Below are 19,955 nucleotides of genomic sequence, written 5' to 3'. Positions count from 1 at the left end.
TCTCAACACGAGCGCTACTCGATCACTCTGTCCGCGAGTAGGAGCACTTGCTCTGGGACAGTCAAGTGCAATGCTTTGGCCGTTTGGAGGTTGATCACGAACTGGAATTTCGTCGGTTGCTGAACCGGCAAGTCCGCTGGATTCGCACCTTTTAGGATGCGATCCACGTAATCGGCCGCTAGTACAAATAGAGCCTCGATGTCCGGCCCATAAGCCATCAACCCACCTATGTCTGGGTAGTTCGTGACCTGATAGACCGTGGGCAGCCCATACTTGAGCGCGATTGAGGGCATTGTTCGTCGCGGTGGGTCTGCCAGCACGTAAACGATTTCGCAATTCGCCGCTTGCATCTCGGCGAATGCCTTGTCGAGGTCCTCGGGGTTCACCGCAACGTACCGTTGGGCTGCAACACCGATCGCACCCGCTGCACTCGTCGCCACTTCGGCCAACGCCGGATGCGTCGGGTTATTTGAGGTGAGCACACCGATTTTCTGCACTTTGGGAAAGAGAAGGCGAACGATGTCAAGTGTCTTGGCTGTGAGGTCACCGAACATGTTCGCTACGCCAGTAATTTTGCCACCGGGCTTGGCAAAACTATTGATGAAGCCGGAGCCAACGGGATCAGTGGATGGTGACATGACGATTGGAATCGTCGAGGTCACTCGTTGTGCCGCTGCGATTGCGGGTGTTGCTTCAGCGATTATGACATCTGGCTTCAGCGCAACGAGCTCCTCAACCAGATTTGGCAACAGCGCGTAGTGACCCTTCGCTTCTCGCAGTTCGATTACCAGGTCCTTCCCCTCGCGATATCCCTTGGCTTTGAAAGCTTCCCTGAACCATGCGATAATCCGGTCGCCCGACCCAGAGGTAACCAGTCCGACGCGCCATGGCCGCGACGTCTCGGCGTTCACCACGGCGACAATGGCAATCGAACAGGTAGTCGTAACCAAGGTACGACGCGTTACTAAACGAGCCACGTGTCCCTCCTTCAGTCCGCCCTTCAAAGTTAGCACAGCTGGTTTTCTCAGAAAATCATGGTCTCGCTTGCTGCGGTGCAAGAGTCTGGAACTGGCCCGTCGCTGACCTTCGCTCGGAGGGCCGCAACGTCTGCTTCCGGGTGATGAGCCGAACAAGGTGAAGCAGCGTGCCAAGGGCAGCCTGTGACCCAAAGCAGACCTTCACTAAATGTCGTGCGCACCCCGACGACGATGCGCCGGTGATCAATTCACGCCAACTTCGTCCCCGGCGGATGGTTACGTTCGGTGCAGTTTGCGCCATCTAGCGACCCCCCATTCGACGACCGGCCTCCGAGCGCCGATGCAACGTATGGGAAGTGGTGGGTAACCACTCGTCGGTCGATTGGGGGGCAGAGCGATCCGGAGGCGTCGCTGCGGGCCGCATGCTTAACAGCAATAGCGCGCCGGAGAGCACGTACAGCGCCATGACGAAGTAGAGGCCATACATGTTGTCGCCGGTATTTCGCACGATCAACCCGGTGAGCGAGGGGCCTACCGCCGGACCGAGGTTTCCCAGACTGGTGATGAGGGCAAGTCCACCGGCCGCCGCGCCGGCAGAGAGATACTCACTGGTGAGTGCATAGAACAGCGGCGGCGCCGACACAATTCCGATGACGGCGATGGAGAGAGCCGCGATCGAACCAACCAAAGTGCCCTGGAGCAACATGATGACGAACAGGCCGCCAGCCGCAATCGTGACGCAGCTCGCATAGTGCCATCGGCGCTCATGCCATTTGTCCGAATGACGCCCGATCAGGACCATGCAGATGATGCCGGCGGCGTTGGATACTGCGTGATAGACGCCGACCAGGAACGGATCGCTCACACCCCAGCTGCGGATCAGGGTCGGCATCCAGAACACCATCGTGTAGTTGGCACCCAGCAAAAGGAAACACACCAGCGACAACATGTAGACCCTCGGATCCCGCAGCAACTGCCCGAATGTCCCTGAGGTCGTCTTCACGATGTTATCTTCATCATGCTGCAAAGCATCATGCAGCAGCGCCTTCTCCTCCCTCGAGAGCCACGCGGCCTGGGATGGCTTGTCCTGGAGCAGGTAGTACACGAGAATGCCAAGGATCGGCGCAGGCAGTCCCTGAATCACAAATAGCCATTGCCAGCCGTAAAGGCCGCCGACACCATCGAGATATTTCAGGATCGAACCACACAGCGGGCCTGCGATGAACATCACAAGAGGGGGCGCCGACAAAAGGATCGCGATCACCTGGCCGCGCCTCACCGACGGATACCAGTAAGTCAAATACAGAAGCACGCCCGGAGCGAAGCCAGCCTCAAAGACCCCAAGAAGGAACCGGGCCGCGTAGAACTGCAGCGGCGTCGATACGAACATCATGGTGGTCACCGCCAGGCCCCAGAGCACCATGATCCGCAACAGGGTCTTGCGCGCGCCGATCCTCTCCAGAAGCAGATTGCTGGGCACCTCAAACAGGAAATAACCGATGAAAAAGATACCCGCTCCGAGCCCGTAGACTGCATCGTCAAACGGCAGTGTCTGCTTCATCTGAAGCTGAGCAAAGCCGATGTTGATGCGGTCGAGAAAGGCCACCATGCTGGCGACGAGCAACAGCGGTATAAGGCGCCAGTCGATCTTGGCGAAGACGGCCTTATAGACCGGGTTCTCCAAAATAGGCGACGATGTCTTGCTTCCAGCAGCCAGATACATCCCTCTTCCTTCCAAAGTGTTGCTTTGCCTATGACGTCCTGCGAACCAGTCGCTGCTCCATTATGCGGGTCTGATGGTCTCGACCTCGAACTCAGCCGACCTTTGCCTCGATGATACTGAGACGTCCGGCCGGGTAGGTTGCCGTGTGAGTAAAGCCGGATTCGCGAAACAGCCAGGCGTACTGCTTTTCCGTTCTTTCAAGGCCGCCGGGCCCGCGAAGCATGAGCAGATCGGTTAGCGTGTGCTCCCTGTGCTCATCGCTTGCGCTCGGGAATTCCGGCATGATCCGTTCGACCAGCAGCAGCACGCCATTCCCCGGAAGCACCCGTCGACAGTTTGCAAGGATAGCCAGGCTGCGCTCATCATTCCAATCGTGGATGATGTGTTTCATGACAATCACATCCGCGATCGATGGAATGGTCTGGAAGAAATCGCCGGCGATGAATTTGACGCGGTCACCGAGCCCGATCCGCCGCAGGTGGTCGTTCGCGGATTCGGCGCAACGCGGAAGGTCAAAAATAGTCGCACCGAGGTGCGGATATTGCCCAGCTATGGCACCGAGAAGTTCGCCGGATCCGCCACCGACGTCCATGATATGATCGGACGCACCGAAATTGTAGGCCCGCAGGATGTCAGGAATCGCCCGACGAGTCCCTTCCATCATCGCTGCGTTGAAGATGTCGACCATCTCTGGATCGCGCTCCATGAGATCAAAGCTGTTGTCGAGGCCAAGCAGTTGCGCGGCACTCTTGCCTGTCATGATCGAGTCCAGCAAGCCGATCCACGATTTGGCCATGAACGCGCCTTCAAAAATCGTCCAGTTCTTGAGGGACTGCGGTGCGGCCCCGTCAAGGCAAGCGCCCAGTTCGGTCAGTGCGTATCGCTCTTCAGCGACCGAGCAAATTCCTACGGTCGAAAGCGCGGCCAGCAAGCGGCGGAGTGCCTGTTTGTTCGCGCCCGTTGCCTCGCTGAGTTCGCCAAGCGGCCGAGATCCATTGCGCAGGAGTTCAGCGATTCCCAGTTTTGCGGCGACATAGATGATCGCAGTCACGCGCTGCGACTGAACCAGGTGCGACAATTGCGCAGCTGCTTGCGGAGAAGACATCGGTCATTCGCTCCCATTTGCACGAAGTAGGATTTGTTGGGCCGTCGCACCGTTAAGATATTTGGCGACGGCAAGGTTGGTCGGACTGCCCATAGACCCGACGATCGCCGGGATACCATCGCCGACGGGCCTGCGAGCCGCTCTGCCGTTTTCCGTGGTGCGTACGCGTCGTCTTGCGGCCGTTGAATTCCGCCGGACGCGTAAATCTTTCTCGGACAGGTCCGTTGACGCGGGGGCCACAGTTATCCGCTCCCGCGACTGAGGAAACACTGAAAATCTAAACACTTAGCGCGAAAAAGAATGGTCGGACGAGTCATGAGATTCCTGCCTTGCGTTCACTGCCTTTCGGGGATTGCCGGATCGCTAGTCGGACGGTTTGCTATCCCGGGCCGCACGAGAATGCTGTACAACTGCCATTGGGTCCCGAAACTCGACCGATATTCAGCCGATATTTCCCGAAACGGCCCCAGAGGCGTCCTTGCTCAAATCATCGCAGCCATCGATTGTTGTCGGCGACCGGATCGTGGATTTGAGGCGTGAATTGCTGCTTGATGGACGCGGCGAGATCGTGCCGTTGCGTCCTCAAGCCTGGGCGGTGCTGCGGTTGCTCGCGCAACGGGTCGGTCACCTGGTGCGGAAGGACGAGATATTGGATGAGGTCTGGTCGGACTGCGAGGTCACCGAAGACTCTCTGGTCCAGGCGATTGGCGATATCAGAGAGGCGTTGGGAGACGCGGGCCGATCGGCGCTGAGAACCTTGCCTCGCCGCGGCTACATGCTGGTCGCAGATGGAGATACGATCGTCCGCTCCCTCCCTTCGACCATTACGGCCTCTCCGATGCCGGACAGCCCCGGAGCGCCAGCGGCTTCGTCCTCTATTCCACACCTATCCATCGTTGTTCTACCGTTCGCAAATATTGGCGGTGATCTGGAACAAGAGTATTTCGTCGACGGGGTGACTGACAGTCTGACCACCGACTTGTCGCGCATCGCCGGCGCTTTCGTCATCAGCCGTAGCACTGCGTTCGCCTTCAAGGGGAAAACGGTGGACGCGAGAGAGATCGGTCGTGAGTTGAATGTGCGTTACCTGCTGGAGGGATCGGTGCAACGCGGCGGCAACCGCTTTCGCCTGAACGTCCAGTTGACCAACACGGAAACCGGAGCCCAGGTGTGGGCCGAGCGCTTCGACAAGCCAGCCGCCGACCTGCTGGACATGCAGGATGAGATCGTATCGCGACTGGCCAATTCATTGAACGCCGAGTTCATCAAGGTAGAGGCGCGGCGCGCAGAACGGTCGTCGCGGCAGGACGCCATGGATCTGTACTTTCAGGGCAGGGCTTTCCAGAACAAGGGAATAACGCCTGCCTTCGCGGCGCGTGCAAGGGATTTCTTCGTGCGTGCCTTGGCGCTTGATCCTGACAATATTGAAGCAGCGGTTGCCGCGGCGGCCGTGGATGTATCGATGGGTTCGGCCATCATGGCCGACGACGCACCAGCGCATTTCAGGGCCGCAGAGATCGCGGTGACTAGGCTCTTGTTGCGTGCGCCCAATCATCCCAGAGCCCACATGCTTCTCGGCGCGGTTCAAATTCGGACCAACCGTGCTGTCAGAGGTATCGCTGAATGTCGGCAGGCGCTGGCGCTCGATCGGAATTTGGCCGAAGCGCATGGATACATTGGTCTTGGGAAGCATGCGCTGGGGCGCGTCGAGGAAGTCGAGGGGCATATCCAGGAAGCGCTACGACTGTCTCCGCGCGACATCCGTGCTTTTCTTTGGTTCATGTTTGTCGGGATGACAAAGTTCACGATAAACGCAGACTTTGAGGCGCTCGCCTGGCTCCGCCGGAGTATTGAGGCCAATCCGAACCAAGCGCTGTCTCACTTTCACCTAGCAGGCGTGCTGGCGGTCGTGGGAGACCTCACGGAAGCTCGATCCAGCGCTGAGGCTGGACTGGCGCTTGATCCCGACTTCACCATTCGCCGATACCGCATCAACGCCTTCTTCCTATCCGACAATTCGGGATGGCTCGCCAGGCGCGACCAATTCTATGAAGGTATGCACCTGGCCGGCGTGCCGGAGGGGTGATGCAAGAAGGGGCTGAGAAACTATCTTGCAGCAATGACCGCTTCTGGCCTCATTGCTGACCTGCGGCGCGCAGCCGGTGGAGGACCGCTTGTGGCCCATCAGCGAAGTGGCGACACCTTTCATTGACGTCCGCTTGGTGGGGTAGATGGACTGACTTTGCTCACTCTGAGTTCTTCGCATTCTGACCCAAACCGGACGCCCGACCAACATCCACTCTCACTCAAGCCACCACGGCTTCTACGATGCTCGCTGCTGATTTGGTCGGCACTACCCGCGTTAGCCGGAAGCCGGCCTTGCTCAGAAGTGACGCGTATTCGGCCTCTGTTCGCTCCCGGCCCCCTAATGCAACTAGCATCACCATATCGAGCATTTTTCCCGGATGAGCGATGTCGCCGGGCGGCAGCACCATCTCGACGATCAGCAGGCGACCGGCTGGGTCCATCGCCCTACGAACATGGCCAAGGATTGTCAGACACCGATCCTCGTCCCAGTCATGGATGATGTGCGAGAGGATATATGCATCCGCCCCGCCAGGGACGCTTGTGAAAAAGTCCCCGGGTTCAATCGTTATGCCTCAAGCAAGCGGGAGGCATCCTTCACAACGTGCGGCCTATCGAACAGTATGCCGCGCGGTTTGGAATGCTGGGATAGCACGGTCGAAAGCATGCTGCCGGTCGCTCCGCCGACGTCCACAATGGTATTAAAGATTGAGAAGTCGTAAGCAGCGGCGACGGCTGGAGGCTCCTGGCTGTGAAAACCAACCATCGTCTCGCTGAATAACGACGCATCCTCCGGATGCTGCGCTAGGTATTCAAAGAATGACACCCCTTGGGCCTTTTCAAAACCAGGTTTGCCGGTCTGGACGGAGTAGACTAGATGATCCCAGCCACGCTGCTGCACGGGGCCGCCGATCCATAGCAGCGTGGATTTTGCCGAGCCAGGAGCGCCGGCCTTCAATGCCTGGCCGAGATGGGTCAAGGCGAAGCGCTGCTCCGGTTGTTCAGCCAGGACGCCCAAGCTCGCAAGGGTGCGCATTAACCGGTGCAAGGAAGGCGCATGCACCTGCATCCCACCCGCAAGCTCCGCAGCGCTTTTAGGCCCCGCCGCGAGATGGTCGGCCAGGCTCAGCTTGGCCGCCGTGTAGACGATTCTGGAGACAATGGCGGCCTGACCCATCTGGATCAATTGGATGTGAGGCGGAACAACGTTGGCTGTCGGCGGCTCATGGTCTGGCACAAACAATCCTCCAAACTACGAAAAAACAATTGCGTAGCATACAAGCCAATCGAAAAGGCGGCTACTTCAGGTTCTGGCCCGTAGCTGACCTGCCGCGCGCAGCCGGTGCAGGACCGCTTGTGACCCTGAACGGACATTGGTCGCACATCTGGCAACCTCAGCTCACCCCTCCGGCACGCCGGCCATGCGCATGCCCTCATACACACGCTCTCGTCCGGCGAGGTAAGCCGGATTGTTGCTCTTTGCGCTGCTGCGGAAGCGGCGGAGGGTGAAGGTCGGATTGAGCACAAGGCCAGCCTGCGCGGCGCCCCGCGCTTCTTTCAGTGAGCCGAGCAGCGCCAGGGCGGCGGCGAGAAAGCAATGCGGGACGGGATGATTTCGGTTGGCCTCGATGCTCCGGCGCAGCCAGGCAACCGCTTCCAGGTCGGCGCCGAGCGCCAACTTTGCGAGACCGACAAACATCGACCACCGGTAGACGTTGTTATCGCGAGGAGAGAGGCGAAGCGCCTCGTGGATATGGGCTTCGGTCTCCTCGCTGCGGCCGAGAAAAAACTTGGCGAGACCGATGAAAGCATGAGCGTCGGCCAAATTGTGGTCCAGTGCTAACGCCCGTTCGCATTCAGCGATACCTTGGACCGCGCGATTGGTAAATGATTGGACGAGGCCTAAGACGCTATGAGCCCGAGCATGGTTTGGCGCAAGGGACAGAGCCATGGTTGAGGCTGCCTCGGCCGCCGCCAGGTGTGCTTTCCAATCGTCGGTGATAAGGTTGCCCCCAATCGCCGCGTTAACCCGCGCCGAGCCGACCAGCGCCTCGATATTCCCGGGATCAAGCGCCAAGGCACCATCGAAAAAGGCCTGCGCTTGCGTCATGTATTCCGCGGTCGTCCCATTGTTCTCGTAAGCCCATCCCTGGAAATACAGGTCCGTCGCATCGGGATGGGTAGAACGTCCCGCTCGCCGCGCCTCAACCTGAATGAGCTCGGCATTTAGCGTGTTTGCCAGCCGCGATACGATTTCGTCTTGCATATCGAACAAGTCGGCGACGGGTTTCTCGAAGCGTTCGGCCCAAAGATGATTGCCGGTTTCGGCATCTATCAGCTGAACATTCACCCGAAGCCGGTTGCCGCCTCGCTGCACTGAGCCTTCGAGCACATAGCGGACGTTCAACTCGCGCCCGACTTGCCTAACATCGAGGGCTTTGCCCTTGAAGGTGAAAGCGGTGTTGCGGGCGATCACGAATGAGCGACTGATGCGCGAAAGGTCGGTGGTCAGGCTCTCAGTCACGCCATCGACGAAATAGTCCTGCTCGGAATCGCCTCCGATGTTCGCAAACGGCAGCACGACGATGGAAAGACGCGGCGAAGCAGGCGAAATCGACGTCGCGCCGCTGTTGTTCACCCCGGCGATATTCTGAAAGCTCTGTTCACCCAAACCAGCGATTAGTGCCGCGTCTGTAGGCCTCTGCACTTCGTGCACCGTTCCGACAAAACGGAAGCCCTTGCGTTGCAGAGTTTTAATTAGACGCTGTTTTTCGCCGGAATCGCCGATCACATTCCGGGCGACACTCAGACGCGTCGTCAGTGCTGCATCGGACACGACACGGCCGTTCCAAACGGTATTGATGAGGTCGTCTTTACTTACAACCCGCTCTCTGTTGCGGATCAGGTAATCGAGCAGATCGAATACCTGTGGCGCAATGAAGACTACGTCCGCCCCGCGATAAAGTTCGCGAAGGTCGGTGTCGAATGCGTACTCGTCGAAGAGGTACCGCAAGCTGATAATTCCTTGGGGTGACTTCCGCCGTCCGTTTCTCGCATCGGTTGCAACGCAAGAATAAGCTGCCGGTGAGGAAAATGTAAGCCGAATGTCAAGTGCGCCCCGCCATTCCTGATATCATCCTAGGGTCAAAGCAAATTCGCTCAGGAAACAATCCATGAGCACAACCAAGAACTTGCCTCCCTGCGCAGCAGTGCCGAGCAGCGGCTCGAGATTGAACGTAAGCCCCGCCGGCCGACGACCGACAGCCCCAAACCCGCAACGCTCGTCCTCGAAACGGAAACGTGATGGGAGGTCGTCATGGCATTGAAAATCACGCGTCGTGGATTCGTCACGACCGGCGCTGCCACGATCGCCTTTTCGCATCCTGATCGCGGTTGGACACAGGCGTGGCCATCCAGGCCGATTAAGATCGTTTGCGCCTTCCCTGCCGGCGGTGCCGCGGACTCGTTCGCGCGCATCCACGGCGAATACCTTTCCCAGAAACTCGGCCAGCGGGTTATAGTTGAGAATAAGGCGGGTGCCAGCGGCTCGATCGGTGCGGCAGCCGTGAAGCAGTCGCCGCCGGACGGCTACACGCTACTCGTCGCCATCACTGCGACTCTGGCGCAAAGCCGCGTGATCTTTAAGAATTTGCCGTACGACGCGGACAAGGACTTCGCGCTCATTTCTGGCATGTCTGTGGGACCCCTGCCATTCGTCGTCGGTAAGGCGACTGACGCCACTAACTTGAAGGAGTTCGTCGAATACGCTCGCAATAACAAGACGAACGTCGGGACCTGGGGCCCAGGCTCCTACGCGCATATCGTCGTGGCGGAGCTCAACAAGCAGTACGGGCTACAGATGAAAGCAGTGCATTACCGCGGCGAATCGCCGATGTGGCAGGACTTCACCGCCGGCGTGCTTCAGGCGGCGATGGGGGGCTACCCCAATGCCGTTAACGCGCTGGAATTTGGAGCCGGTAAGATAATCGCCGTGCCAACGAAGACGCGGAACAGGAAGCTCCCCGATGTTCCCACGTTTATCGAGCAGGGTGGCGACCCGAAAGTCTTCGCCCTTACCGGCTACATCTTTCTCGCTGGGCCCATCGACATGCCGCAGGAAATCGTCGAGCGTCTTTCCGGCCTGATGGTGGAGGCAGGCAAGACTGACACGATACAGAAGTGGCTCGACTCGTATGGCATCGACGAATCCCCTCTAGGATACGTCGCGTTCAAGAAGCTGTACGACGACGAAACGCCGATCTGGGTGGATGCCGTGAGAACATTGGGGCTGGCGTCCGAATAGCGTGCGGGCCCTCGTGAGCCCTGCAGATCAACTCGCCATTGCCGCGAGCGACTTCTCCTAGTGGCCCGGAGCGGTCTGTGAGGGCAGGGCAGAGCGCGTCTGCTCTGCCCCCGAAGTCAGACGTCGACTTGTTCTGCTATCGCGAGCGCGTCGTCGACCTCGATGCCGAGATATCGAACGGTGCTCTCGATCTTCGTATGCCCCAGAAGGAGCTGTACGGCTCGCAGGTTGCCGGTACGTCGATATATCAAGGTCGCTTTGGTCCGACGAAGGGAATGCGTCCCGAAAAAGTGCGGATCCAAGCCGATATCGGCGAGCCAGCGGGATAGGAGACGGGCATACTGGCGTGTCGTCATATGAACACTCGGCCGCCGGCCCGTGAACAAGTATTCTCCTGACTTCTTACCCGTAAGCCGCAGGTAATCGTCGATTGCCTGCCGCGTCGATTCCGTCAGTTCGAACTTGACTGGTCGGCCGGTCTTCTTCTGCCGGACTGTCGCGCGGTCGGCCGAATACCCGCCCGGCGCGAGGTCTTCAACTTTCAAGGCTACGACGTCGCAGCCGCGCAGCTTGCTATCGATGGCGACGTTGAAGATTGCCAGATCGCGCGTTCGACCTTCGACCTGGAGCTTGGTTCGGATTGACCACACATGCTTTGGACGGAGCGGCGGCTTTGCGCCGACGATCTTCCCCTTGTTCCAAGGAACGTGCTTCGAGATGGCGGGGACGGTGCTTGGAATAATGGTCATGTTGACCTCCTCAAACAGTGAGGCTTGTCATTTTCGATCCGGAGACCTTCCAATCCGGCGTCCGCTTCTAGACGATTGAAGACGTACTTGCATTCAATTCAAACGATGGCAGGACCGATTTTGCCCCACAGCCGACCTGTCCCGCGCAGCCGGCCCAAGTCCGCTACTGACCCGAATGTATGGTCCGGCCGCGCGTTGCAAGAGGTTTCGTCAACCTGGCAGATGCGGTCTTGCATCAATGTATCCGGCCTCTGATTGGAGCGTGTTGTGCTCCGGGCCATCATGGATATCAGCGCGCATTCGAGCTAATTAGCGGACAGGCCTCGAACGGGCCATTCGGGTCACCAGTGTTCGCATGCGCCGGGAAGACCGATCCTCCATCGTTGTCTCATTCCTCTCGCAGACCTCGGCGGGTAAGGGATGTTGGTTACGTCATCGATCGCACCTCACCTCGTGCTGTTCCTTAGTTCGTGCCTGGCGGTCGTTCCTTTGTCCCGGCCTGCGAGCGCAGACGCGCCGCGCGCAAGGGCCGTCAAGGCCGGCCGTCGTGCTGTCCTGACGTCTTGCTCTACCGCGGTCAGGCCGCGCCTTGACGGCCCCGAGCACGGTGCGAGGATCAGGCAGCTCGGGACGCCGTCTCCTCCGTGTTGACGCACTCGAAGGCGCGTCCCTTGTTGAGAACCGCCCAGGCGATCCGGGCGAGCTTGTTGGCGAGCGCAATCGCCAGCACGTTGTGGTGCAATCGTTTCTTGGCGGCTTCGATCCAAGATTTGAGGCCATAGCGCTCCCAACCCTTGACCTTGACCAGCACAACCCACGCGGCCTGCACAAACAGCGCGCGCAGGTAGCGATTGCCGCGCCTTGATATCTTGCCGAGGATCGTGCGGTCGCCGGTCGATATCTGCTTCGGCACCAGTCCAAGCCAGGCGCCGAAGTCGCGGCCTTTCGAGAACACGTCTCCAGTGCCGGTCGCAGCCACCATCGCGCTCGAGATGATCGGGCCAATGCCGGGCACCGTCATCAGTCGCTCGCAGCCTTTGTCTTGACGGGCCAATGCCTCGATTTCGCTGGAGAGGTCCTCGATACGCTCATCCAGCCGGCGCCAGTCACCCGCCAGATCCTCGATGATGCGCAACATGCGAGGCGAGAGCACATCGGTGCGCGTCGCGAGGATACCCGGCAACTCGGACCGCAGGGAGCGCAGGCCTTGCCGCACGGCGATGCCCCGCTCCAGCAGGAACGCACGGATCTGATTGATGACGCCGGTGCGCTGACCGACTAATCGCTCGCGCATGCGGTGCAGCGCCTGCAGGTCGAGCTGGTCGGCGGTCTTGGTTGCGACGAACTTCATGGTCGGGCGTTGGACAGCCTCGGCGATGGCTTCCGCATCTCGGAAGTCATTCTTCTGTCCCTTCGAATAGGGGCGCACGTATTTCGCCGGCATCAAGCGGGCGTCGTGGCCAAGCGTTTGCAGCTTGCGACTGAGGTGATGCGCGCCGACGCAGGCCTCCATGCCGATCAAGCACGGCGGCAGGTTGGCGAGCCGCGTTTCCACCTGGCCGCGCGACCACTTCTGCCGCAGCACGATGCCGCCGCGCTGATTCTGGCCAATGATGTGGAACGAGTTCTTGCCGATATCGATGCCGATGACGGCGGGCGAAGCGTCGAGTTTCTGAGACATGGCGTGCTCCTTGTCTTGGGCGCCCCTTGCCAGCTTCTCGTGCTGGCAGGGCCGGAGCACGGCCGGACCATTCCATTCTGATGTCCCCAGTCAAGCACACAGCGCACGGTTTCTCATCTCCACGAGGACTCATCGTGAAGTTCTTGTGCCGATGGATCGTGCAGAGGAGAAGGCGGGACTCAAAGACGTCGGTGAACAGGCTCTGATGCGCGGGTTGGATACCGCATTTCCGTTTTTTCGTCTGGGGCTGTCCCTGGTCTAGCGTCGGGCGTCGATCGGATGATCGGCCACATAATGGATTTCAGGATTTCCCCTGCCGTGGTCCCGCCTTCACTTCTGCACGATTAATGTCTGCGACTGCCCCCTGATCTTGATTGCAACAAAAGGGGGCTGTGGGCCGGTCGAGCGCACCTCACGACTCGAGCGGTCCACAGCCCCCAACGATGTCACGCCTGTCGAGGTGGCATGAGCTCGCGATTGATCGCCCAAATGAAGGCGGATAGCTCTCGGGCAATCGCCGTGACGATTACGGTTCGCCGCTTGCCCTTCCGCTCGAGTGAGCGGAAGCGTCCGCACAGCCTGGTTTGCGCTTTCCACGCAATCTCGCGCGCGACTCTCGGTGCGGCCTCCACCTTTGGCTGCTTGTCTCGGCTCACGCGCGGCGGATATCGATAGCTCCAGGCCGCCTCTACAAGAATACGTCGCGCCCGCCCATTACCGGCTTTGGTGATGCCGCCTCGCTTGACTTGGTCGCCAGTCGAGTTTTCTGTGGGCACCAGACCCAGATAGCCCATCAGCTCGCGCGGATTTTGAAAGCGGGATAGATCACCGATCTCAGCCAGCACCCCCACAGCCGCAATGAGATCAATCCCGCGCACCGCCTGCAGGGCCGACACAACCTCGGCGAGCGACCACTCGGGTACTACCTCGCGGATGGCATCTTCCAAACGCTCCAGCCGCTCACTTTCCTGGCGTACCCCCTCAAGTAACTCTTCGAATGCGATGCGCTGCTCGCGATGCTCGAGCTTCTGCGACATGAGCCATCTCATGTGGGCTGGTCCCCACGTTGTCTTGCCCGGATAGATGCGTCCCAGCCGCAGCATCAATGACGAGATCTGTTGACGCTTGCCCTGGAGGTCCTTCTTCACTGCTTGACGGGCGCGCGAGAGATCGCGCATAGCCTCATGGCGCTCGTCCGGCACCCATACCGCCGTGAGCTCGTCCGCGCGCAACAGCTTGGCGAGGCTTACCGCATCGCGCCGGTTCGTCTTCACTCGATCGCCGGCCTTCTTCGGAACGAGCGAGGGGGCCACCACCAGGCAGTCATGGCCGAGGCTCTTGAGCAGTCTGTAGAGACCGTATCCTGTTGGCCCTGCTTCGTAGCAAAACGTCAACTGACAGCATTTCGCTGCAAGCTTTGCCACCAGCTTTCGGATTGCTGCCTCCGTGGCAGGAAACTCCCCGAGATATCGTACCTCGCCGCCACGGCCGCCATCGGCAATGGCTATAGCATTGCGCGATTTTGACGTATCGATTCCGACAAAGACCTCGGTATGATGACCCACGACTCGCCCTCCTTGTTTGAGGCTCTACCCGTCCATCCGGGCAACCCTCGTCGCAACATCGAGGGTGAGTCGCCTCATTTTGTGGGGGGACATACAGTCTAGCAGACGAACTTGGGAAGGTGCACGACCCCCGAACTGCCGAGCCGAGCCGAATACTGCGCGCAGCGCAACGGCGCTCGCGGTGACCTCTTAGCCGGTATTTTTGACCGCTTCAGCCAGTATCTCGTAAAGCTGCTGCTTGCTGAATTGCTTAGGCTGCTGCCTCTCCGCTGCGTTCCGCGACACCTTCTTTGCGACTGGAAGGGCGCAAGCTGCCGACGACGTCGCCCTCAGCTTCGGTGTCTGCCTTATCTTGGGCCTTGCCGTGAGCGACTTGTGACCGCGCTTCAGGCCCTGACGGGTCAGCATGCCGCAGACCGCGTTACGACTGCACCCGAGCCGCCGCGCTATCTGCGCCGCGGTATGTCCTGCGGACCAGAGCCTGGTGAGGAGCTCTATGTCTTTCGCATCCCAGCCCATGGGGGATATTATAGCACCGACGGCCGAACACGCGTCAATCTAGTCTTCGTCCGGCTCGCGCACGACCGCCGGTTCGTCATCGCCGCCTTCGTCATCTTCATCCTCCTCATCCTCTTCATCTTCATCGGGATCTCTTGGGGGCGTCGCGCTGCCCATAAGCACGAGCGGTGTCCAGCAGATCGCCGTGATGGAAGCTTCGAAGGTGTGTTGCTTCATGTGTTGCTGCTCCTCGAAAAGCATCCTCCGTGAAATCCTGACCGGCGGCACGCGCAGATCCAGGGCGCGCGACTGTCGCAAACGCGAGGGTGACATCAGGTCGACGACATGAGCAGGGGCAGCACCGCCACGCAACTGGCGAGGCTACTTGATCGAAAACCCATCAGACTCTATGTCAACCAAAAGCTCGCCGCTGGTGATTTCGGGAACCCCAAGATCGAGGTCATGCAGACTTGCCTGAACAAACGCCAGTATCTTGGCGTTTGCTACGTTAGCGCTTTCGCGGTCATCGAATATCATCATGGCGACGCCGACACCGTCGCCCGCATCCAGCACATGGTAAGATCTAAATCCCTGCGATTGCCTCAGGATCTCACCGACGCCGCTCTTGGCGCGACGAGCGGCGTCCGCCACCGAACGAACCTTCGTGTATTTGCGAATGACCATGTACATGGGTCCACCACGCGCCATACGCTCCCCGCATCAGAGCATATCGGTCCCAGTCGGACCAGTGCCAACTTCCGCGATAGACCACAGCGCCCGGTTGGGCGGACCGCGCAACGCGCCTTTTCCCATGAGGCATCCTCGCCCGCAAGGGCGAGGTGCTTGAGGCTCAGGTGCCTTCGAACTTGAACGAGACGTTGAGCTTGGTGCGATAGGCCTCGACTTTTCCCTTGTCGTCCAGTTGCATATCGAGCTTGACCACCTCTGCAATGCGAAGATCCCGGAGGGATTTAGCGGCTTGCTCGACCGCATTGGCAGCCGCCTTCTCCCACGAGTCGGTGCTGGTGCCGACCAGCTCAATGACCTTGTAGACGCTATCGGGCATGTCGTCCTCCTATACGGGGTAGGTCGGAAATCTAGCATCTGGATCGCGACGCTGAAACGTGTCGGCGATGTCGCGGAAAAAGGGTCCGATTGGCTGTCGCTTTTCCTGAAGACTTGGTCGGCCCCGTCGAGATGCGGTCGCATTTTCAGCCCGAACGGACGCGCACATGAAATTTCTTCCTGCCGATAGGCTACTGAATATCATTTTGCCGGCCGATGTCGTCGTTGCCGCCAAAGGTTTTGACCGATGAAGCGATGGCACCGCGTCAGCATCAGCAGCATGGTTCTCGCCGTGGGTCTGGTGTGGGCCGGGGCCCTCGTGGTCAGCCGATCGCACGTTCCATCAGAAGCCATAGCTTCATCGGTAACACGTACGCCTGAACTCATAGAGCGTGCGTGGCACCTGCCCGTGGCAGCCACATTCCAAAGACATGTTGATTGGCAATCAAATGGCTCTCGCTGCGGACCTGCCGCTGTTGCGAATACGTACCGGTCTCTTGGCGAGGCGGCGAGGACGGAGGGCAAGGTGTTGGCCCGCACGTGGAGCTGCTGGACAGGCGTATGCATCATGGGTCTCACGCTCGACGAGCTGGCCAAAGTCGCCCAGTCCTACACCAGCCGGAAAGTTACAGTCTTGCGTGAACTCAGCGAGAACCTGTTTCTGGAGCATCTCCGTCGCTCCAACGATCCGGGGCGACGCTACATCGTGAATTTCGATCGCGCTCAAATTTTCGGTGCTGGGAGTGGCCACCATTCGCCAATCGGGGGCTATTTGGAAGCCGAAGACCTCGTTTTCGTGCTCGATGTCAATCTCGATTTCCAGCCCTGGCTCGTCGAGCGGAAGCGGCTGTTCGACGCTGTTAATACCTTCGACGGCGACGAGAAGCGGGGGCTGCTCTTGATAGAGTAATATCCCGCATGATCGCCTTTTGGCCCTCAGCCGACCCGCCGTGTGCATGCGGCTGAGGACCGCTTGTGACTCACTGCAGACGTTCGCGCTGCGCTGGGATGGGCGGCCGCGTAGCGTTACCAAGGATTAATTTCTTCGACAGGAGACGGAAAGAATCGATCTTCTAAGATGGGCTTAGCCGAGGAGATCGAGTCATCACGATGCGCCACAGCTCAATCCTGCACGCTGTTACCACAGCCGGTCTGGATTTTGAGCATCGTGGCCGCGGTATCCCTTGTCGACATAGGCCCGCTCGATCGGACATCCGGTGAGCGTCTCGGTCCGGTCGATGACGTTCCGCAAGGTGTGACCGTCGTAGGGATTTTCGGGCAGCGAGCTGGCATGCAGTACGAACAGGCCGCCGGGAGCTCGGCGATTGTTGGTGACGATGGAGGCCTTCACGCCGAACTCGTAAGGGGCTGAGGCCTTGCCTTTGCCGATGCACTCCACCTCCGGGGCATGAAAGGAATAGAGCTTCCAGCCGCGCTGGCGCTGCTGCTGGGAGCGGATCTGGCTGGCTCGGCCAAGCGGAAGGGCGAATGCCTCCTCGAGGGCTGGCTGGCCCTCGATCTTGCGACGGATGTCGCGGATGATCCGGCCCAGCCGGCTGCGCAGGATACGCAACTGCCGCTGATGCCGCCCGAACTGTTTGGCATGGGCGTAGCGGCCCGCCATCATCGCAGCGGCCTTGGCCACGCGAGAATAGGATTGCCGGAGCCTGACGCTGTGCCTTCTCGCCAGGCGGTTGAGGCCCTGGATGGCCGCATGAAGCAGCTTGGCGTCGGTCGGGAAGGTGATGGCCTTCGGCTGCACCGTGGTGTCGACCGTGACGCGCTTGAGGTCCTGGCTGCGTAAGGCGCCGGCTTCGTGCGCCACCCGCAGGCTCTCGGCCAGCAGCAGCTCCAGCTTGTCGCCGAGCCGCTTGCGCCAATGGCTCAGGTCCGAGCGTTCGTGCGGGAAAGCGTGCCGGAAAAACTCTTCGCCGGTGAAGAACTGGAAATAAGGGTCGTGGACCCAGCGCTCGCACACCCCCTCATCGGACAGCCCGTAGATATGCTTGAGCAACAACAGCCCGATCATGAAGCGGGTCTCGACCCCCGGCCGGCCGTTCTCGCTGTAGAGCGGCGCGATCTCGCCGTCGATCCAGTCCCAATCGATCTTGCCGGCAAGCAGAACCAACTCGTGCTTCAGATTGATGATCTGGTCCAGCCGCGCCCGGAACAGATCGTTCGATCCCGTCGTCTTGTGCTTCTTCGGCCGCATCGTTCCCTCCGATGCACCACAGAATCATGGGCCGCAGGGAAAGGAAATCCAAAAGCGAAATTGCAGGGTTTGGCGGCCTCAAGCCCCCAATCCCTGCAATCTCAAATGCCGCCGCAACCGGAAAACTGACTCCTGCTCAATCGCTTAGAGCCTTGTTCACGGACGACTAAGCAAATGCTGGGGGATTTGGCTTAGTCGCAGCAGGCGCCCGGACGCGCCTGGGGTTGGAGGGCCGCCATCGGCACGCGGGTCATCCAGCAAGGCCTGCCAGTATTCTGGCGGCAAGTCGTCGTACGGAGCCATTCCACGCCTGGACGGGGCGTTTCTGCCGACGGCGGCAGCCATCTGCTCCATCTGCTTTCGGGACGGCATGCGCCAGCTGGCGGGTCGGTCGGTCATCCCGCATTAGAACATATCATGAACGACTGAGTCGAGTCATACCGGGACGGAGTTCAAGCTTCATGTCCCGGTACCAAGATAGTATTGCTCGAAATCGACGTGTTCGGTGAGTGCCTCCGGCCGATAGGGTGCCGTTCCTGCCGCGCACTGCACGACGGCCGGCAGATCGAAGCGTTGTGCGACGGTCGGATGGACCTTGGACTCCCTGCCAACTTCGCGGATCTTGATCTCCCAGTTCTGACGGCCGAGTAGGCGGCGCAGCCACGCCCAGTTCGGCAGCGAGTCGGCGATGGCGTCGATGGTGTCGCGCATGCCGGCGACCTCGCAATGCTGCACGCCGCCGGCGCCCGGACGGATGTTCAGCGCCTGCCCGACGTCGCCCGTTCCGTCCATCTTCGTCCCGTCGACGAAGATCGGCCCGGTGAGCAGGCCGTCGGGAACAGAGATCGCTTCGCGGCACATCCATTCCAGCGCGACGTCGGAGAGGCGGGACTCGGGCTCCGGATAGGAGCCGCCGACGTCGGAATGATTGCCGGCGAAAAACCACTGGCGGAGCCGTTCGTGTCCGGAGAAGACCGGCGCGCCCTCGCTGCCGCCGCCCCAGCCGACGCGGTCGAAATCCTTCCGCCGCTCGTCGATGGCGTTGGCGGAGCGCGCGAAAGCGACGTGGCGGCTAAGAAGTCGGTCGAAGTTCGCGCCCTTCCACTCGGCTTTGTGCGAACGCGATTCTCCGGGCTTAGGGTAGTCGACGATTGTCTTGGTCGTCGACTTGTTCTGCCAATACCAGAACGCACCGAGCGCGCCGGCCACGATGACGATCTGCGCGAGGAAGCCCGAGAGCATGAAGCCGACACCGAGCCACGAGCACAGCAGCGCGATTCCGATGGCGGGAAGGAAGCCGGCGGCGAACGCCGCGGCCGCAACGCCGGCGGCCAGCCCCGCCTGGATGACGAAGTAGCGCAGGCCGCTCGCGCCGAGCGCGGCCACGGTGTCGAAGACGCCGATGAAGTAGGGAGCGACGTTGGAGTCGCTGCCGTCTCCGGACCCGAACTTGATCTGAAAGCGCCGCGCAAGTTCGAAACGCTCGGCTTCGTATTCCTCGCGCGGATGGCCCGCGCCGTGCTCGAGCACGGCGTCGACTGCCTCCCAGGCGATGTCCTTGACCTGCTTGCGGAAGCGCACCAACGGACCGTCCGGACCTCTGGTCGGCACGCCGCAGAGCATCAGGAGGTTGGCCAGGCTGCGGACCGTGTAGGCGCCGCGGCTGAAGCCGAACAGCATGATCCGGTCGCCGGGCTCGTAGTGGTTGATGACGAACTCGTAGCAGTCGGCGATGTTGCGCTTGATGCCGGCGCCGGTGACCGATCCCAGCAGCTTCTGGACGAACCGGACGGGCGCGGTAAGCGCCGTGGTGCCAATGTCGGTGCCGAGGCCAGCATCGTAGAAGACCACCTGCCGCGACGGATCGATGCCGGTATCGGCATGATTGCGCGCGATGCGGTACATCTTGTAGACGTTGCTGACGCGCTGTTCGGGACGGGCTCCGCCGTCCTGTCCAGTGCCGTCCGAGAACACCACGATGTTCTTGCTCAT

The 19,955-nt window shown here is 60.3% G+C and carries 17 protein-coding genes and 1 pseudogene; 3 read left to right on the top strand and 15 right to left on the bottom strand.

Features of this window, described 5'->3' with window-relative positions; translation table 11 throughout:
• Positions 1-14: 14 nt before the first annotated feature.
• The 3 genes from RX329_RS08500 to RX329_RS08490 form a co-directional block, all read right to left on the bottom strand.
• Positions 15-977 (bottom strand): ABC transporter substrate-binding protein, encoded by a 963-nt coding sequence (locus RX329_RS08500; RefSeq protein WP_317245626.1) that lies wholly within the window; start codon positions 975-977, stop codon positions 15-17.
• 301 nt (positions 978-1,278) lie between these two features.
• Complete coding sequence (locus RX329_RS08495) at positions 1,279-2,700, bottom strand: MFS transporter (RefSeq protein WP_317245625.1); 1,422 nt, start codon at positions 2,698-2,700, stop codon at positions 1,279-1,281.
• A gap of 91 nt (positions 2,701-2,791) precedes the next feature.
• Entirely contained in the window at positions 2,792-3,805 is a 1,014-nt protein-coding gene (locus RX329_RS08490) for a methyltransferase (protein ID WP_317245624.1), read from the bottom strand.
• A gap of 478 nt (positions 3,806-4,283) precedes the next feature.
• On the opposite strand from RX329_RS08490, the gene RX329_RS08485 reads away from it, so the two are divergent.
• On the top strand, positions 4,284-5,891 hold the full coding sequence (locus RX329_RS08485) for a winged helix-turn-helix domain-containing protein (protein WP_317245623.1): 1,608 nt from the start codon (positions 4,284-4,286) through the stop codon (positions 5,889-5,891).
• A 220-nt stretch (positions 5,892-6,111) separates the two neighbouring features.
• Here the strand turns inward: RX329_RS08485 and RX329_RS08480 are convergent, their stop codons facing one another.
• From RX329_RS08480 to RX329_RS08470, 3 genes are all read right to left on the bottom strand, one after another.
• Positions 6,112-6,405: a methyltransferase gene (locus tag RX329_RS08480; RefSeq protein ID WP_317246392.1), complete on the bottom strand. Its 294-nt coding sequence runs from the start codon at positions 6,403-6,405 to the stop codon at positions 6,112-6,114.
• Between the two features lie 53 nt (positions 6,406-6,458).
• On the bottom strand, positions 6,459-7,127 hold the full coding sequence (locus RX329_RS08475; RefSeq protein WP_317245622.1) for a methyltransferase: 669 nt from the start codon (positions 7,125-7,127) through the stop codon (positions 6,459-6,461).
• Positions 7,128-7,289: 162 nt separating this feature from the next.
• Positions 7,290-8,903, bottom strand: coding sequence for a winged helix-turn-helix domain-containing tetratricopeptide repeat protein (locus RX329_RS08470; RefSeq protein WP_317245621.1), 1,614 nt, complete (start codon positions 8,901-8,903; stop codon positions 7,290-7,292).
• A 303-nt stretch (positions 8,904-9,206) separates the two neighbouring features.
• Here RX329_RS08470 and RX329_RS08465 point away from each other — a divergent pair, with 303 nt between their 5' ends.
• Positions 9,207-10,193, top strand: a complete 987-nt coding sequence (locus RX329_RS08465) for a tripartite tricarboxylate transporter substrate binding protein (protein ID WP_317245620.1) — start codon at positions 9,207-9,209, stop codon at positions 10,191-10,193.
• Positions 10,194-10,309: 116 nt separating this feature from the next.
• Here the strand turns inward: RX329_RS08465 and RX329_RS08460 are convergent, their stop codons facing one another.
• From RX329_RS08460 to RX329_RS08430, 7 genes are all read right to left on the bottom strand, one after another.
• On the bottom strand, positions 10,310-10,942 hold the full coding sequence (locus tag RX329_RS08460; RefSeq protein ID WP_317245619.1) for a tyrosine-type recombinase/integrase: 633 nt from the start codon (positions 10,940-10,942) through the stop codon (positions 10,310-10,312).
• A gap of 616 nt (positions 10,943-11,558) precedes the next feature.
• Entirely contained in the window at positions 11,559-12,623 is a 1,065-nt protein-coding gene (locus tag RX329_RS08455) for an IS110 family transposase (protein WP_317245618.1), read from the bottom strand.
• Between the two features lie 446 nt (positions 12,624-13,069).
• Positions 13,070-14,188: an IS110 family transposase gene (locus RX329_RS08450; protein ID WP_085362079.1), complete on the bottom strand. Its 1,119-nt coding sequence runs from the start codon at positions 14,186-14,188 to the stop codon at positions 13,070-13,072.
• 189 nt (positions 14,189-14,377) lie between these two features.
• A complete protein-coding gene (locus tag RX329_RS08445) occupies positions 14,378-14,707 on the bottom strand; it encodes a GcrA family cell cycle regulator (protein ID WP_317245617.1) in 330 nt (109 codons plus the stop codon).
• 39 nt (positions 14,708-14,746) lie between these two features.
• The gene (locus RX329_RS08440; RefSeq protein WP_009859449.1) at positions 14,747-14,923 is read right to left on the bottom strand and encodes a hypothetical protein; all 177 of its coding nucleotides are present in this window, start codon (positions 14,921-14,923) and stop codon (positions 14,747-14,749) included.
• A 144-nt stretch (positions 14,924-15,067) separates the two neighbouring features.
• Positions 15,068-15,376 (bottom strand): hypothetical protein, encoded by a 309-nt coding sequence (locus tag RX329_RS08435; protein ID WP_317245616.1) that lies wholly within the window; start codon positions 15,374-15,376, stop codon positions 15,068-15,070.
• Between the two features lie 160 nt (positions 15,377-15,536).
• Positions 15,537-15,752: a dodecin family protein gene (locus RX329_RS08430; RefSeq protein WP_009859447.1), complete on the bottom strand. Its 216-nt coding sequence runs from the start codon at positions 15,750-15,752 to the stop codon at positions 15,537-15,539.
• Positions 15,753-15,998: 246 nt separating this feature from the next.
• Between RX329_RS08430 and RX329_RS08425 the strand changes: the two genes are divergently transcribed.
• Entirely contained in the window at positions 15,999-16,661 is a 663-nt protein-coding gene (locus RX329_RS08425) for a phytochelatin synthase family protein (protein ID WP_317245615.1), read from the top strand.
• 231 nt (positions 16,662-16,892) lie between these two features.
• Here the strand turns inward: RX329_RS08425 and RX329_RS08420 are convergent.
• Together RX329_RS08420 and RX329_RS08415 are read right to left on the bottom strand one after the other, a co-directional pair.
• Positions 16,893-17,963 (bottom strand): annotated as a pseudogene (locus RX329_RS08420) (IS5 family transposase); the annotation flags it as partial.
• Between the two features lie 459 nt (positions 17,964-18,422).
• On the bottom strand, positions 18,423-19,955 hold the full coding sequence (locus RX329_RS08415) for a DUF2235 domain-containing protein (protein ID WP_317245614.1): 1,533 nt from the start codon (positions 19,953-19,955) through the stop codon (positions 18,423-18,425).

This window comes from Bradyrhizobium sp. BWC-3-1 (assembly GCF_032917965.1).
Classification (GTDB): Bacteria; Pseudomonadota; Alphaproteobacteria; order Rhizobiales; family Xanthobacteraceae; genus Bradyrhizobium; species Bradyrhizobium canariense_D.
Note: the sequence above shows the minus strand (reverse complement) of the source record. Positions and strands in the feature narration are given on the sequence as shown.